The sequence below is a fragment of the Pantoea sp. Acro-807 genome (assembly GCF_011752675.1).
GTDB lineage: Bacteria > Pseudomonadota > Gammaproteobacteria > Enterobacterales > Enterobacteriaceae > Pantoea > Pantoea eucrina.
The window spans coordinates 1158540-1172485 of record NZ_VWXE01000001.1 but is presented as its reverse complement, the minus strand read 5'-3'; the positions used below and the strand labels follow the sequence as shown (position 1 = coordinate 1172485).

Genomic DNA, 13946 nt, shown 5'->3' with positions numbered 1-13946 from the left:
AGGTTATTTCTGCTTAGGTTCGTAGGGCAGGCGGGAGAGGCTGAGCGAAGCCTGGCGATAGTGCATCAGGCGCTGGCGGAACCAGTCGCGCAGCGCTTCCGGCTGCTCGCGTTCAACCATCTCCGCCACGACCGGCATATTGTAGCGCTCTTTGAACGCGACGCCTGCCGCCGCCAGCTCAACGTTGACCTTGTCTTTCTCTTCCTGCGACAGCTGTGCAAGATTATAACGCATGCTTTTCTCCTGATAATCAGCGGCAAAAATAATGGTTTCATGCAGCAGGATCAAGGGCAACCGGATCGCACTGCAGGTCTCGACACGCTGAATCGGGCGGCGTATCCTGCTGCCACATCAGCGGCAGCGCCGGAAAACCCGCCGGGTAATCTGTCTGCCTGCCGTGTCAGTGAAGATGAAATGAGGTCAATATTTTGCTGAAAAAAGTGATTCCTGCCTGCCTGCTGCTGGCGCTCTGCAGCCAGGCGCTGGCGGGCGAAATTATTACGGTCAGTCGTTTTGAAATCGGTAAGGCAAAGTGGCCCTTCACGCGTGAAGAGGTGATGCTGACCTGTGAAAAGGATGGCGCACTGTTTGCCATTAACCCCAGCACGCTACTGCAGTACCCGCTGAATGAAAAAGCGCTGGCGCGTGCCGATGCGGGGCAGGGCACGCTGCAGTCGATTAATACTATCCTGGCAGATGATAAGGCGCATCCCGGCAGTAAAATGTCGCTGCAGCCGATTATCGATCGCGCGCAGCAGCTGTGCGTTAAGTAAAAGCCGGCAGACGCCGCCGTCAAAAAGCGTTGCAGGCGTCTGGTAGTGCCAGCGCGATCACAGAGTTGGCAGCTTTCCGGCTCGCCTCAGGCTGCTTGCTGGACAATGTTCGCCGTTGGACTACCTTTAAAAGGCAAGGCACCTCGCCTTCAAAAATGCCAACTTTTAGCGCACGGCTCACTACGAGCCATTTCCCTGGACCCGATACAGGAATCGTATTGGGTCTTTTTTTGTTTACTGTTTAGCATCAATAAATTATCTATTTATCAATGAGTTATTGCCCATCCTGTTACACCGTGTTCTACCCTGTGACAACCTCCGCCGCCATTTTGCCGCCACTTTTCCCGGCCATAATCGCTAATGGATTGCAATGAATAGCGTCTTCAAGATGATCAGGCGCGAAGTGGGCGTAACGCATGGTTACGCGTATGTCCGAGTGACCAAGAATGCGCTGCAGAACAAGTATGTTGCCACCGGCCATCATGAAGTGGCTGGCGAAGCTGTGGCGCAGGACGTGGCTCATTTGCCCTTCGGGCAGCTCTATTCCGGCGAGACGGATCACCCGATAGAACTGGCGATAACACTCTTCGAAAAACTTGCCTTCTTTATCCTTCAATTCGTCATGCAGCTCTTTGCTAATCGGAACGGTGCGATTGCGCTTACCTTTGGTATTGATGAACGTGATTTTGAGCGGGGATATTTGCGACGCTTTAAGTGCTGCAGCCTCATTCCAACGACAACCGGTTGAGAGGCATATCTTAATAATCAATGTCAGTTGCGGATTGCCGTGCACTTCACAAGCCGCAAACAGTTTTTTAATTTGCGCCTCCGTCAGCCAAGCCATTTCTTTTTCGGGTTGCTCGAACAAACGAATATTTTTGAGTGGGTTGGGGTAGGCAATTTCGCCGAGACGTTCCAACTCATTAAACAGGGCGCGTAAAAAGGCGTGCTCGCAATTAACCGTGCCCAGTGACACCTTCAAAGATTTAGCACTGGTTTTATAACCGTTCTCGATTTTCCCTTCTAACCGGCTATTACGATAGTGTGCCCAATCTTTTGCAGTAATGTTGGCAGCGATAGGATTGTCCAGGCCATTGCAGATGATGTTGAGCTTACCCAAACGCCCCTTGCGATCGCTGAGTGAGCGGCCATGCAGGTTATACCAGAGATCAATCAACTCGCTTAAACGGCGATTATCTTCTTTCTCACCCAGCCAAGGTTTGGCTTTGCTTTCATCCAGCGTGTATTGCTCAAAGGCAATGGCTTCGGCGCGTGTCTTGAACTGCCTTCTAACACGTTTACCCTCTCTGCCATTGAGATAGCACTCGCAAAGCCATTTACCCGTGCTGAGCTTCCTGATCGCCATAACCTGCCTCCATCTTAAAAATGCAGGCTAAAATACTGTATATAAATACAGTATTCAATGTTTGATTACTCAGAAAGTAAACATGAAAAAGCCCGCATCGCGGGCTAGATTAGTGAAGCAGGGAAGGCTGATGTTGTTGATTGGAGTAGAGCGGAACCTTGTTAACCTGGCCGGGCGAAACAATAATTCCTGCGACTGATTCAAGTGTTTTAAAAGTGCAGCTGCAATTGATGTTTTGACACTGGTGATAACGTTCTTTGGTTTCTTTGGAAACATAACGGCTGCTCTTGGCGTGCGCAGCTGTTTGGCATAGCGGGCAATGCATCATGTTGAAATCCTTACGGGCAGGGTAGGGCGACGAAGGCTAATTTTGAATAAGCAAATCGCAGTTTGCAAATTACAGCCTAATTAGCCGGTTTCCGTTTCACCCTCTTGCATTGACTGATATTCAACATCCGAAAGCAGCACCTCAAATTCCAACTGCGTGGTGTAACCGCCGCTGCTCAGGTTGTGCGTCACCTTGCTGATTAGCCACGGCTGCGCATCGATCACCGATTTAAAGCCGCTAACTTTGACCGGCGTCTCAGGGTAAAGGTCAGCACGTCCCATCGCCAGCGTGAGCGAAAACTCTGCCACGCCGCGCTGTAGCTTTTCCCACTTGGCTTTAGCCGCACTCGTCGCGGTTTTCTGGCTGGAAAATACCGTCGTCAGCGTGAACACGTTATCTTCGTTGCCCTCAAGGTAATTACCCTCTTTTGCCTCCTGCAGCTTATCCGTCTTTGCGCTGGTCTTCTTTGCGTCCGGGTGAGCCACGGTGCTTTGCTGTTGCGCTTTAGCTTTGCGCTGCAGCTTCACTTTCTTTGGCTTGGGGTCTTTGGTGTGCAGCCAACTCGCCGACACGCCGGTGTAAGCACCGCGATCGGCAATGCTGAAACTGTGCCAGTCGCCGTCATTACGCGTAATGGTCATCTGCGGGATCGGCTTGCCGCTCAGCGTGACGCTGTTCCCCGGCCGGATAAACAGCAGCCGTCCGGCCTTGATTGCCGCCACTGCCCCATACAGCGTGGCGAGGCGGGTTAAAAACTTCGCGTCGGTTTCCTGCGTCTGGTCGATGTGTGCCACCGCGATGGTGGCAAAGCCGTCGGCCAGCATGGCTTTCAGATTGTTGCGTCCGGCAATCTGCTCAACGATCGCGCCGAGCGTGGTGTCATGGTAAGACACCTCGCGGCGGGAATTGAGCGAGCCGCGAAAGTCGGCGCTGCGTGCGCGGATAGTCATGGTGTCCGGCGCGCCGTGGTGCTCCACCTCATCCACGGTAAACGTGCCTTTGCCGACCAGCGCCTGCCCCTTCCAGCCGAGAAACAGCGACAGCTCAGCGCCGCGCACCGGCATTGTCAGCTTGCCGTCGGCGTCATCCAGCTCGATGTCGAGCTGGTCAGCTTCAAAGCCGCGATTGTCGGTGAGCGTCAGCGAGATTAGACGGTCACGCAGGTTAGTAGTGACGTCCTTTGCGTTCACCATAAGCAAAAAATCCGGCGTCAGGCGTGCGCCTGCCTGCACCGGTAAGCCGCTGATGCCGGTCATCCTAACAGCCCTCCCACCGATGAAATTAAACTGCCCGCCGCTGATTTCGCACTGTCGATCGCCGAGGTGATTTGCCCTGGCAGATTGTTCACGCCGCCGATCAGACCGTCGGCCTGCTTTTTCAGGTCGCCAAACATCGAGGTCAGCGACTCATCCACGCGTTTGAGGTTCAGGGTAAACATGATTTTGCTGGCTGCGCCGTTGGGGAAAAACTCGCTGTGCGCGCTCGAAAGGCTCTCGATCACGTACATGCCGTAAATCATGCCGCTGCCGCCAATCAGCGGCCACGCCATGCCCTGATCGGCCAGCAGACGCACCGTCATCAGCGAAACCGCGCCGCCGGTGATTTCCGGGCGCAGCTCACCGGACAGCGTGATTTTTTCGTCACCTACGCCGATAAACTGCGCCGCTGGTCGCTGCCCGATACGGCTGTTCGTCGGCCAGCGGTAGTCGATGTTCTGCTGCAGCTCGCCATACGGCAGCGTCTGGCGCATAAACGGCATCATGCCGTAGATCATCATCATCAGTTATCCTCCCAGCCCATTTTGCTGCGGTTCTGCGCCTGCCGGTTACGCTGCTCCTTCGCCTGATGCTGCGCCATGAGCGCCAGCGCATCGTCTTTGGTCATGCCTTCGTGCATCCTGATTTCATACTGATAGGTGTTCTGGCTGCGGTCGGTAAAGCCGCCACCGCCAGACGGCGCGGACACCGGGCGATACGGCGCGCCGCCGGTTGCCAGACTGTACTGCAGCCCGCCGGTGTCCACGCCCGCGCCACCGGTCGCCAGCGGATCGGGTGACGGCACTTTATCTTTGATGCCGCTGGATTTGGTGTCGATCACGCCGAGCTTTTCCAGCACCCAGTCGATGCCGCCGCGCAGCTGATCGAGCGCCTCGCCCGGAATTTTCAGCGCCTCGGCCAGCATGTTGCCAAACTTCTTGCCCATCTCACCGGCCGTTGCCAGCTCCGACTGCGTGGACTTCACCGGCTCCAGCAGGCGGCCGAACCATTCCCACAGCTCTTTCACCTTGCCGCCCAGCCATTCAAACGGCGGCTTGAGCGAGCTAAACGATTCGCCAATCGGACCCATCGCGGCGGTAAAGCCTGCGGCCACGCCCGACATAAAGGCGCTGATAGGCTCCCAATATTTACGCACCAGCAGCGCACCGGCCACGATAGCCGCGCCGATCGCCAGCACCGGCAGCGTGATTGCGCCGAGCGCCGTGACAATCGCACCACCGGCGATGCTGAATCCCACGCTCAGCATGCCCGCGCCCGCAATGAGCGCGTTAATGCCCATCATCACCGGCCAGACAACCAGCCCGACACCGCCGAGCACCGCCGCGACTCCGGCAATCGCGCCGGTCACCATCACCAGATTGGATGTCAGGGTGGGATTTTTAGTCACCCACGCATCGAGCTTTTCAATCCACTTTGTCGCGCTTTTGGTCATCACGCGAAGATGGTTATCCATTCCCTTAAAGACGTTGAAGCGCAGCCCTTCAAACGAGCCTTTGAGTTTCGCCACGTCGCCCGACAGGTTATCGCGCAGCGTGTCGCCCATGCGCGCGGCCGCGCCGGTGACGTCACCGAGCTGGTTTTTAACGCCTGCCAGCGCGCCGAGAAACGCCGGTATCTGGTCAACGGATAAATCTTCAACCGGTGTGCCGAACAGGGAAATCGCCGCGTTTGCCCGCGCGGCCGGGTCTTTTATGGCGAGCAGCCCTTTAGCAGTTTTCTGCATCGCCACCCGCGCTTTATCACCGCCGCTGGCAATATCGCGCGACATCTTCGCGGCGTTGAGACCGATTTCCTGATAGGCGGCGACGCTGTTTTTCGACATGTCCGAACCGCGAATGCTAAATTCCTTTATCGCATCACCGGTTTTGTCGAGCGCAAATTTCCCCTGCTTCGACATATCAACCAACAGCGACATCGCCTCAGTGCCGGTGAATCCCATGTTGCGGAAGTGCGTCGAATACTCGTGCAGGATTTCCGGCATCTCGCCGCGCATGCCCGCCGACACGCGCTGCATGCCGGTGACGATTAAATCCAGCGCCTCGTCGCTGTTGGCCGCGAGCTTGTTTTTCATCATGATCGCGGCAATCTGGATGCTCTCGGCGGTGTCGGTGCCGAAGGTGGATTGCATGTCAAGCGCCTTGCGGGTGATGCGGTCTAACTCGGCTTCGCCCACGTTACCCAGCGTGCCGAGCGTGCTGCGCACCGCCGATAACGCCTCGGTGATTTGCTCGATGTCACCGCTCACGCCCGACGCGTTGATACGCTGGATCGCAGCGGTGTACTCACCCCCCTTTGACGCGCTTTCGCCCTGGCGGGCAGCAATCAACGCGCCGCTGTGCTGCGTCTGGATTTCGGGCGCCATTAACCGGCTACCGGCATAGAGCGCGGCTGTGCCACCGGCAAACGCAGCCGCGCCGCCGTTGCGCACCTTCGCGGACAATTCCTGCCCGCGCCGGTAGCGCTCGCTGACGCGGTTAAGCCGTTCCTGCTGTGCGTTGAGGCGCTGCAGCTCCTGACGCTGTCGGCCGAGATTAAGCGCTGCCTGCGCGGCGGCCTCTTTGAGTCGCCGCTGCTCACTGCTCAGGTTGCGCGTGGAAATACCCGCCGCCGCCAGCGCATCGCGCTGCTGCTGCACCGAAAGACGCAGCGAATTCGATTTGGTCTGCAGCGCGGCCGCTGCCTGCTTCGCCTTCTCCAGCTCGCGCGCCTGCTGCGCGGTGGGTCGGGCAGTGTTGCGAAACGCCACGGCCAGCGCCTCCGCTTCGGCTTTGGCGTTTTTCAGTTTCTGCTGCGTGACGGCCAGCTGCGCGCTGGTCTGGCGGAAACTGTCGATTTTGCCCGCCTGCGCGTCCAGCTCGGTGATGCTCTGCTGCGTGCGGCGGATGTCGGTTGCCAGACCTTTTGAGGCTTGCTCAACGGCTTTGAAGGGGCGCGAAGCGCGGTCAACTGCGTTCAGCAGCACCTGCACTTTGAGGTTATTGCTCATCCGGTTCTGCTCCGCTGCGGATAAAGGCTTTCTGCCGCCACTCCATCAGCTCGCCCAGCGGCATGGCGTACATTTCAGAAGGCGGCCAGTGGAAAATGGTGGCGACGTCGGCCATCAGGTCGTTAACCGTCAGGCCGCGCGGCCAGTCTATTCGTCCGACTTCGATTGCAAAAAACCGATCACCTTGCCGCCGAGCGAAATCAGGTCAACCGGATCGAGGTTGTTGCATTCGGGTTTGGTCAGCGCGGGCAGGGTGATGCGCGGCAGCACGGTCAGCAGCGCGTCAACGTCCGACTGACACAAATCAGCCAGGCGCACGCCGCGCAGGCTTCCGGCGTTGGGCTTAATCACGTCTACCTGCTTAATCTCGGTATCGCTGCGCTTAATCGGGGTTTCAAATACCACGGTGTTTTTGTTCTGTTCCATTTTTTTAGATCCATTCAATGTCGTGAGGGAAGGCCAGCACCGGAATGGCGCTGTCGTCAGGTTTAAACTAGGCCGATGTTCTTGCGGCGCTGCTCAAGGCGGTCAACGCCGTTGACCTTCTCCACCATGTTCACGGTGTCGATCTCGATCAGCTCCTTGCCGTTCCACGTCAGCTTGAAATACGTGTTCTTGCTGGTGATTTTGGTTTCGGTGTCTTCGCCCTGTTTGGCTTCGCCGAAGTCAAAGCTCTGGTGCTTGCCGCGCACCTCAACCTCAACCGCGATTTCTTCGCCGGTGTCGTCGCGCTGATACGAGCCGGTGAAGCGCATCGGGACAGCGGATGCGCCCCACTGCGAGAGCACCAGCTCGTCAATGCCGCCGATAGTCCACTCCATATCGAGCGCGTCATCTTCCAGCCCGTTGTCGATGAAGGCCGCGCCGCTCATGCCGCCTGCGCGGTACGCGTCGAGCTTGCGCGCCAGCTTCGGCAGCGTCACGGCGGTGACAACGCCCTGATAGCTGTTGGCGTCGTTGAACAGGTTCATGCCTTTTAGTTTGCGTGGCAGTGCCATTTATCCGGCTCCTTAGCTGTTTACGGATGCGGCGAAGGTCGCCAGATAACTGTCGGTAATGCGCTGGCGGAAGGTTAAATCTTCCAGCGGCGGAACCGGCGTGTAGTCGTAGTCGATAAAGAGCTTGCCCGCCTTAAGGGTATCTTTATCGTTGGCGCCCTCGCCATACCAGGCGGACGCGCCCAGCAGATAACCGGCGCTCACCAGCTCGCGGAATTTGGCGTTGATGCCTGCGATAATCTCTTTCACCAGTACCGGCGTCAGCGGCTTATCCACCGCCCACATGTGCGCCTCGGCAATGGTGTCCGCCAGCACCTGCGCGGTGCGGGTGTAGTTCTCGAACTGGAATAGCGGGTCGTCGCTGCAGGTGCGGTTACCCCAGAAGCGAAAACCGTCCTTGCGGATCAGCGTGGTGACGTCCGCCTCGTTGAGCAGGTCAGCATCGGTGCCAACCTGCTGCAAGTCCCAGAACACCGACGCGGAAATCCCGGTCACGCCGTTAACGCCGACGTTTGACAGGGTTTTATGCCAGCCGGTGTCGTTGTCGATTTTGGCGCGCAGGCCGAGGGCGCGAGCGGTGGCGTAAGCCACGTCCGATTTGTTGGTGGTGGTGTTCCACGCGAGGAAGTCCGGCCAGATCACCATGATTTCGCGCTGGCTGAAATTCTGGCGGTACAGGCGAGCTTCTGAAATGGTGCTGCATTCCCACGCCGACACGTAGGCGAAGGCGCGCAGCTGCTGCGCGATGCTGGCAAGCGCGGTCGCCACCTCCAGCGAGTCGAGTCCCGGCACGCCGAGGATGCGCGGCTTCACGTCGAGCTGCGTCTGCGCGGCGAGCAACGCTTTCATGCCGGTGTACTGGCCGTTGAGGTCAGTGCCGCCGATGATGTTGGAAATGGTTTCGGCTTCGTCGTCGCCTTCGGCCACGCGCACCACGACGGTGACGGGCTTTGACTGATCGGCGATTGCCTGCAGCGAGGCTGCGAGCGTGCCTTTCACGCCTGCTTTGCCGACTGCGCCCTGCACATTGGTGATGAGAACCGGGGTGTTGAGCGGGAAGGTTGCCGCGTCCGCATCGTCGGCGGTGCAGACCATGCCGACAATCGCAGTTGATACTGTGGAGATAGTGCGCGTGCCATCGTTGATTTCGACGACGCGGACACCGTGATGGTAATCGGCCATGTGTAGCACTCCTGATTAAAGGTGTGCTCAGGGTGACAGGTCAGGCGGGACGGCGCATTCAATAAGGTTTTGCTGGTCGATAGCAAAACAAGATAGTCTTATTGAGACGAGGAGTAGCAATTATTTAATATTAAATGAGGTGGGTATTTGAAAGTTGAATCAAATGTAATTGACCAATTTATAAAGCGCGATTTACGAATTGAAATTGCATACAGAATGATCCCTTGGTCAATTATTACAATTACATCATATGTGTTATTGTCCTCACGCACTGATTTCTCACTAATGAATTATTACAAGTCCAGCATTGAAAATGCGTTAGGTATAATTAACTTCGCTTTACCTATAGGTGTGATAATGCTTTTTGTTGCCTCTGTTTTTAAGGACATGGAAGTACGAGTTGGAAATGTGTGGGGGCAACATCATACGCTGGGGAAATCAGGAGCAATCGTAAGAAAACTCTGTTCTGAAATCCTTTTGTGGGGCTGTGGAGTTTCATTCAGCTTAATATTGATTACGATAATCACAGCATCAAAAGTGATTTATAAAGAAGGAGTGAGCGATACACATCCGATTGTTTCACTCTCAGTATTTATAACTTTAATGTTGATGGTCTTTGTATTTTATTGTGTATTTTACATTCATTGCAGAAAAGAAGGTGCAACCTTTCTTCAATTGGTAATTAGAGAGGCAAGATATATTCCCATTGTTTATATACTTGCCGCTCTGGTTTGTATCGGGTATGTGTATGTGGGGTTTTAGAAAAAATTAGTGAGGCTTATTCGGCCAAGCTATCTTTCCGACATCTGAAACTTCCACATCCTGAACTGCCTGTAGGTATTTCATCCAGGCAGTAAGCGCTACGCGATCATTTTCTTTGATGATACCGAGCAGTAGCTGGGTTTGCCAAGCCTGCGTCACGCTGTTGGCCTCGCTGATGAGTGCTGTTCGCTCTGCCTCGGCATTAATGATGGCCGCCACTTGCTGCGCCTCGGTGTCGGTCTGCCATGCTACACCGTTCCAGAAGTCAAAAGGTGTTGTGGGTTTTAGCGTGGTGGTATCAGCCGGATATTCTCCGGGCTGGCTTACCTCAAACTCCGTGCCGGTAAGGGTGCTGTAAATTGTTTCACCGCGATGATCTGAAATTTTCTGCCAGCGGCCATCAACATACACGTTCACCTTGCCCGACCGTGCATTTTTAGGGATAGCGCAGGTTGAGTGAGCCGGGATGCCTACGCCTGCCGTTAAATGCTCCTCCGTCGCGCCCATGTATAGCCCGCTATCAGGTGCAAAGTTGTATACAGTAATCAAACCTGCAGCCACCGCCAGACCGCTTTCATCCAGAATCGCTTTATTTTCAATCGCCATCATTCAGCCCTCACAATGAAATTAAACGCCACGTTGCGCGGCCTGACACGAAAACCAGCGCCTGAACCCGATCCCGTTGCCGTCAGGCTGACACCCGGATATGCCTCAGAATTACCGTATAGCGATTCTCTGGCGTCATAATCTTGCGTGTAATAATTAGCGCTTGTGCTGGTCACTGTCGGAGTTGGTCGGGTGACGAGCGTAAAATTAGTGCCCGAACCTTTAGCGAGACCAATACTCTCCACAAGCGTTGCCGCCTGCTGAGTCAACAGGCTTCGCCCGGTATCGATGCCCCTGCCATCATCCCATCCACGAATAAACTCACCGCGCAAATCGGGCAACTTTAGCATGGGGTACAGTAGCGCCAGCCTGGGATAGAGCGTGCCGCTGAAACTCGCGCCGTTACTTTTCAGAAACACCATGTCTGACATAGACGAAAACAGCTCATTAGGCATCTGCGCGTGCGGCCACGGGAATGGCGAGCCAATAATCGGCGCACCCTCGCCAATGCCTAAACTTTTCAGCGCCTCGACAACCTTGCCGGCATCTTTGATTTCAGCCAGCGCTTTTGCGATTAACAGGTACTGTGTATGCGGATTTGTCGCGCTGATGTGTAGCGCCATCTTATCGTCGTTGTACTTCTTCGCCTGCGCCAGCAGCGTGTCGGCGTACTGCTTTGCGACGATTAAGGAGTCATCCACGTATTTACGCGTCGCCAGCACCACGGCCGGGTCGATTTTCAGCGTCACCGCACTGGTGCTGTTCACGATGATAATCATGCGCACGGTCTGCGTGCGGCCGCTGCCCTCGGCCAGCTGCGGTTTGTAGGTTTCGGCGCAGTTCGCCACGGCAATCATCACGCCGTCGGCGTCGAACAGACCGATTTCACGGATCCAGAAACCGCCTTCGCCTTCGGGGATCACCTGCTCGGCGATAATCTGGCTGCTGTTGGCGGTGTCAATGGTCAGCGAGTTGAGCTGTGCGCGGCGCTTCTCGCCGACAAGCTTGGTCTGTGCCGCGTCAGGCGTGGGCAGCGTGCCGCCACCGTCGCCCACCGCCATTGCGGTGATGTTCACTTTGGTTCCGAGCGCGGCGGCGTTTGCCAGAATAGCCGCGCCCTGATTGGTCAGCAGGGCAAAATATTTCATCGTTATACGCTCACTTCCGTCAAGTCGATTAGATGCACCGCCGCGCCGGAATAAGCCGCGCCGCCGGTGCTGATAATGTCTGGTGTGTAGGGATAAACGGTCAGCTCGTCGCCGCTGTAGCTGGCAACCACCACCGGGATTGCGCCGTTTGCATCAAGGTTGATAGACAGCCCGATGAGGTGACGGCTGCATGGCTTCGCATCAGCTATCAGCCGCTCCAGCTCGTTATACATTTCCTCGGTGATGCCGGTATCGAGCACGCCAACATCGAGGCGAAACGTGCCTGGCGCTTCGTTGGTCTTCCACCACTCCAGCACGCGAATCAGATAGCCCAGCGGCTCCACCACGCGCCGGATCGCGCCAATCGTTCCTTTGTGCCGGTGTACATAACGCGCGGCCGCCACCACGTCGCGCTTCGTCGATTCGCTCCAGGCGGAATCCCAGCGATCAACCGACCACGCCCACGCCAGATAGGGCAGCAGCGCCAGCGGGCAGGTCTGCGGGTTCCACAGCTGGCGCAGCGGCACGTTCATCGTGCTGATACTTGTCAGCGCCTCAGCGGCGGCCACTTCCAGCGCCGACGAACCGGTCGGCAGCAGGCGATCACTCATCGGAACCCCCGACGCTCAGCGTGTAGCCGGTGCAGTAAGCGGCCTGCGTTTTATCGAGTACCACGTCAGCGACGGGCTGGATCAGGTTGACGCGCTGCACGCCTTCAACGTGAATGGCCGCATACAGCGCCGACAGGCGAATGTCTCGCCCGAGCCGCTTCTGCGCCGTGACGTACGTGGCAAGCTTGGCCTCTGACGCCGCCCGCACCGGCTCCGCTTCGGGACCAGGGTAAATAAAGATTTCGGCCTCGATCGCATAGTTCACGATGTCCGCCGATCGCACGTTCACGCGGTCAGCCACCGGGCGCACGTTCTCATCGTTCAGCGCCTTATCGACCACGGCCAGCAGGTCAGCAGCGGCTGTGCCGTCACCCTCGCGGGCAAGCACCGTCACGGTGACAACGGCAGGTGACGGGCTGATCGCGGACGCATCAGCCACGCGGCCGTCGGCGCTGCGCGCGTGGTATTCATATGCGCCGGTCGGACCGGCCACGCTCAGCCCTTCAAACGCGGCGGCGATGCGCGCGCGGTAATCGTCGTTGCTTTCCATCACCGCCGCCGTCAGCGGAATGGTGGTGCTGTCGGCCGGTGTAATGGTCAGGCGCTCGACGCCGTTGTTTGCGCCGAGCTGGTCAAGGTCAGCGTCCAGCGCGTACGCCACCATGACGCCTTTTGCCGCCTCGTTGATGCGCTGACGCAGCAGCACTTCGCGATAGGCGTTTTCCTGCAGAAGCTTGACGATGGGTTCCGATTCCAGCGACAGCGTGCGTGCAATGGCCTCGCGCTGTTCTTCGGGATAGAGCGAAATCAGCGTGGCTTTGCGCTCGGCCAGCAGGGTTTCATAGTCCAGCGTTTCCACCACAGCGGGTGCGGGTAGCTGGCTCAGGTCAATGGTTGGCATGTTCTCAGCTCACAGGAACGGTGAAGGAAAAAGGCTGCGTGTTGTCGGTGCGTGTGCCGGTCAGCTCGACCACCATGCCGCCGTTGAAATCCGAGTCAAAGTTGATAGCGGTGAGTTTGACGCGCGGCTCTCACTGCAAAATCGCCACGTAACAGGCTGACATAATCTGCAGGCGCAGCGCTTCATTCTGCGGCTGGTCAATCAGCGCCGACAGCAGCGAACCATAATTGCGGCGCATCACCCGCGAGCCGAGTGGCGTCAGCATTATGTCGCGCACTGACTGCCGGATGTGTTCGATATCACTCAGTGCCGCGCCGGTGTCGCGATTCATGCCGGTATATTTTGCCGCTGTCATATTGGCGCTCCCGTCTGGCCGCCGCTGTCGCCCGGATGTTTGTGCGTGTGCAGCACCTTGCCGTTTGAGCTGAGGCTGCCGCCGGTGTGTGTAACGTTGCCTTTCATCGTGCCGCCGTCGGTGACATCAAGCTGCGCGGTTCGCAGTAGCTGCGTGCATTCAACTAACGGTGTATTGAGCAGCACCTGCACGGCGGCGGTGATGGTCGCAGTCTGAATACCGCTGGCCGTCAGCGCGCCGGTGGCCGGTTCATATTCGATCACCGCGCCGTCGGGGAATGACCAATGCAGCGCGTCGGCTGAGGCAGACGGGGCGGGATTGTCGTCGGAGAAAATGCCGGGCAGCACAAAGCCGGTATCGAGTTCGCCACCGAGGCATAACACGAGCACCTGCTCGCCCACTGACGGCGCATTCCACGAACGTGTTTTACCCGCACGGGCGGTGAGCCAGTGAAGCCAGCCGGTTGTGTTATTTCCTGTATCCACGCGGCATAACCCGTCGTCCAGTTTTACGGCGGACACGGTTCCGATGCGGATAAGGTTGCGCAGCAGGCGCAGGATTTCGGAGAGTTGTTCGTTCATGTATGGAGAATGCCGTCATCCAAGCACATCCTCCATTTAAGACTGTCCGCTCAAAAATCAGCAAACAATTAG

Annotated in this window: 17 protein-coding genes and 1 pseudogene; 2 read left to right on the top strand and 16 right to left on the bottom strand. The window is 57.0% G+C overall.

What is annotated here, in order from left to right:
• Positions 1 to 3: 3 nt before the first annotated feature.
• Complete coding sequence (locus F3J39_RS05630) at positions 4 to 234, bottom strand: DNA polymerase III subunit theta (RefSeq protein ID WP_039385974.1); 231 nt, start codon at positions 232 to 234, stop codon at positions 4 to 6.
• Between the two features lie 191 nt (positions 235 to 425).
• Here F3J39_RS05630 and F3J39_RS05625 point away from each other — a divergent pair, with 191 nt between their 5' ends.
• Positions 426 to 773, top strand: coding sequence for a YebY family protein (locus F3J39_RS05625; RefSeq protein WP_039384858.1), 348 nt, complete (start codon positions 426 to 428; stop codon positions 771 to 773).
• Positions 774 to 1074: 301 nt separating this feature from the next.
• Here F3J39_RS05625 and F3J39_RS05620 read toward each other — a convergent pair whose 3' ends face one another.
• The 9 genes from F3J39_RS05620 to F3J39_RS05580 all read right to left on the bottom strand — a co-directional run bounded on the left by F3J39_RS05620 (position 1075) and on the right by F3J39_RS05580 (position 8910).
• Positions 1075 to 2139 carry a tyrosine-type recombinase/integrase gene (locus tag F3J39_RS05620; protein ID WP_166713923.1) on the bottom strand — a complete coding sequence of 355 codons (1065 nt, stop codon included), beginning with the start codon at positions 2137 to 2139 and terminating at the stop codon, positions 1075 to 1077.
• A 109-nt stretch (positions 2140 to 2248) separates the two neighbouring features.
• The gene (locus F3J39_RS05615) at positions 2249 to 2467 is read right to left on the bottom strand and encodes an ogr/Delta-like zinc finger family protein (RefSeq protein WP_154193718.1); all 219 of its coding nucleotides are present in this window, start codon (positions 2465 to 2467) and stop codon (positions 2249 to 2251) included.
• Positions 2468 to 2547: 80 nt separating this feature from the next.
• The gene (locus tag F3J39_RS05610) at positions 2548 to 3723 is read right to left on the bottom strand and encodes a phage late control D family protein (RefSeq protein WP_166713922.1); all 1176 of its coding nucleotides are present in this window, start codon (positions 3721 to 3723) and stop codon (positions 2548 to 2550) included.
• Positions 3720 to 4247, bottom strand: coding sequence for a phage tail protein (locus F3J39_RS05605; RefSeq protein ID WP_166713921.1), 528 nt, complete (start codon positions 4245 to 4247; stop codon positions 3720 to 3722). The genes F3J39_RS05610 and F3J39_RS05605 overlap by 4 nt, the downstream gene beginning before the upstream one ends.
• Entirely contained in the window at positions 4247 to 6730 is a 2484-nt protein-coding gene (locus F3J39_RS05600; protein ID WP_166713920.1) for a phage tail tape measure protein, read from the bottom strand. The genes F3J39_RS05605 and F3J39_RS05600 overlap by 1 nt, the downstream gene beginning before the upstream one ends.
• A complete protein-coding gene (locus F3J39_RS05595; RefSeq protein ID WP_211049197.1) occupies positions 6720 to 6845 on the bottom strand; it encodes a GpE family phage tail protein in 126 nt (41 codons plus the stop codon). The genes F3J39_RS05600 and F3J39_RS05595 overlap by 11 nt, the downstream gene beginning before the upstream one ends.
• A gap of 32 nt (positions 6846 to 6877) precedes the next feature.
• Complete coding sequence (locus F3J39_RS05590) at positions 6878 to 7156, bottom strand: phage tail assembly protein (protein ID WP_166713919.1); 279 nt, start codon at positions 7154 to 7156, stop codon at positions 6878 to 6880.
• Between the two features lie 62 nt (positions 7157 to 7218).
• Complete coding sequence (locus F3J39_RS05585) at positions 7219 to 7728, bottom strand: phage major tail tube protein (RefSeq protein ID WP_166713918.1); 510 nt, start codon at positions 7726 to 7728, stop codon at positions 7219 to 7221.
• A gap of 12 nt (positions 7729 to 7740) precedes the next feature.
• Positions 7741 to 8910 carry a phage tail sheath protein gene (locus F3J39_RS05580; RefSeq protein ID WP_166713917.1) on the bottom strand — a complete coding sequence of 390 codons (1170 nt, stop codon included), beginning with the start codon at positions 8908 to 8910 and terminating at the stop codon, positions 7741 to 7743.
• Between the two features lie 147 nt (positions 8911 to 9057).
• On the opposite strand from F3J39_RS05580, the gene F3J39_RS05575 reads away from it, so the two are divergent.
• On the top strand, positions 9058 to 9672 hold the full coding sequence (locus F3J39_RS05575; RefSeq protein ID WP_166713916.1) for a hypothetical protein: 615 nt from the start codon (positions 9058 to 9060) through the stop codon (positions 9670 to 9672).
• A gap of 6 nt (positions 9673 to 9678) precedes the next feature.
• On the opposite strand, the gene F3J39_RS05570 is transcribed toward F3J39_RS05575, so the two are convergent.
• The 6 genes and pseudogenes from F3J39_RS05570 to F3J39_RS05545 all read right to left on the bottom strand — a co-directional run bounded on the left by F3J39_RS05570 (position 9679) and on the right by F3J39_RS05545 (position 13874).
• Positions 9679 to 10281 carry a tail fiber assembly protein gene (locus F3J39_RS05570; protein ID WP_247648223.1) on the bottom strand — a complete coding sequence of 201 codons (603 nt, stop codon included), beginning with the start codon at positions 10279 to 10281 and terminating at the stop codon, positions 9679 to 9681.
• Positions 10278 to 11432 (bottom strand): phage tail protein, encoded by a 1155-nt coding sequence (locus F3J39_RS05565; protein ID WP_166713974.1) that lies wholly within the window; start codon positions 11430 to 11432, stop codon positions 10278 to 10280. Before F3J39_RS05565 ends, F3J39_RS05570 begins: the two co-directional genes overlap by 4 nt.
• Positions 11429 to 12037, bottom strand: coding sequence for a phage tail protein I (locus F3J39_RS05560; RefSeq protein WP_166713915.1), 609 nt, complete (start codon positions 12035 to 12037; stop codon positions 11429 to 11431). The genes F3J39_RS05565 and F3J39_RS05560 overlap by 4 nt, the downstream gene beginning before the upstream one ends.
• On the bottom strand, positions 12030 to 12938 hold the full coding sequence (locus tag F3J39_RS05555; RefSeq protein WP_166713914.1) for a baseplate assembly protein: 909 nt from the start codon (positions 12936 to 12938) through the stop codon (positions 12030 to 12032). The genes F3J39_RS05560 and F3J39_RS05555 overlap by 8 nt, the downstream gene beginning before the upstream one ends.
• 4 nt (positions 12939 to 12942) lie before the next feature.
• Positions 12943 to 13293: pseudogene (locus F3J39_RS05550) on the bottom strand (GPW/gp25 family protein).
• On the bottom strand, positions 13290 to 13874 hold the full coding sequence (locus F3J39_RS05545; RefSeq protein WP_166713913.1) for a phage baseplate assembly protein V: 585 nt from the start codon (positions 13872 to 13874) through the stop codon (positions 13290 to 13292). The pseudogene F3J39_RS05550 and the gene F3J39_RS05545 overlap by 4 nt, the downstream one beginning before the upstream one ends.
• Positions 13875 to 13946 lie beyond the last annotated feature (72 nt).

Excerpts from the sequence above, each read along its gene's own strand:
- F3J39_RS05605 (WP_166713921.1), bottom strand. The coding sequence starts at position 4,247 with ATGATGATGATCTACGGCATGATGCCGTTTATGCGCCAGACGCTGCCG.
- F3J39_RS05570 (WP_247648223.1), bottom strand. The coding sequence starts at position 10,281 with ATGATGGCGATTGAAAATAAAGCGATTCTGGATGAAAGCGGTCTGGCG.
- F3J39_RS05615 (WP_154193718.1), bottom strand. The coding sequence starts at position 2,467 with ATGATGCATTGCCCGCTATGCCAAACAGCTGCGCACGCCAAGAGCAGC.
- F3J39_RS05600 (WP_166713920.1), bottom strand. The coding sequence starts at position 6,730 with ATGAGCAATAACCTCAAAGTGCAGGTGCTGCTGAACGCAGTTGACCGC.
- F3J39_RS05560 (WP_166713915.1), bottom strand. The coding sequence starts at position 12,037 with ATGAGTGATCGCCTGCTGCCGACCGGTTCGTCGGCGCTGGAAGTGGCC.
- F3J39_RS05630 (WP_039385974.1), bottom strand. The coding sequence starts at position 234 with ATGCGTTATAATCTTGCACAGCTGTCGCAGGAAGAGAAAGACAAGGTC.
- F3J39_RS05545 (WP_166713913.1), bottom strand. The coding sequence starts at position 13,874 with ATGAACGAACAACTCTCCGAAATCCTGCGCCTGCTGCGCAACCTTATC.
- F3J39_RS05580 (WP_166713917.1), bottom strand. The coding sequence starts at position 8,910 with ATGGCCGATTACCATCACGGTGTCCGCGTCGTCGAAATCAACGATGGC.
- F3J39_RS05610 (WP_166713922.1), bottom strand. The coding sequence starts at position 3,723 with ATGACCGGCATCAGCGGCTTACCGGTGCAGGCAGGCGCACGCCTGACG.
- F3J39_RS05595 (WP_211049197.1), bottom strand. The coding sequence starts at position 6,845 with ATGGCCGACGTCGCCACCATTTTCCACTGGCCGCCTTCTGAAATGTAC.
- F3J39_RS05590 (WP_166713919.1), bottom strand. The coding sequence starts at position 7,156 with ATGGAACAGAACAAAAACACCGTGGTATTTGAAACCCCGATTAAGCGC.
- F3J39_RS05555 (WP_166713914.1), bottom strand. The coding sequence starts at position 12,938 with ATGCCAACCATTGACCTGAGCCAGCTACCCGCACCCGCTGTGGTGGAA.
- F3J39_RS05585 (WP_166713918.1), bottom strand. The coding sequence starts at position 7,728 with ATGGCACTGCCACGCAAACTAAAAGGCATGAACCTGTTCAACGACGCC.
- F3J39_RS05620 (WP_166713923.1), bottom strand. The coding sequence starts at position 2,139 with ATGGCGATCAGGAAGCTCAGCACGGGTAAATGGCTTTGCGAGTGCTAT.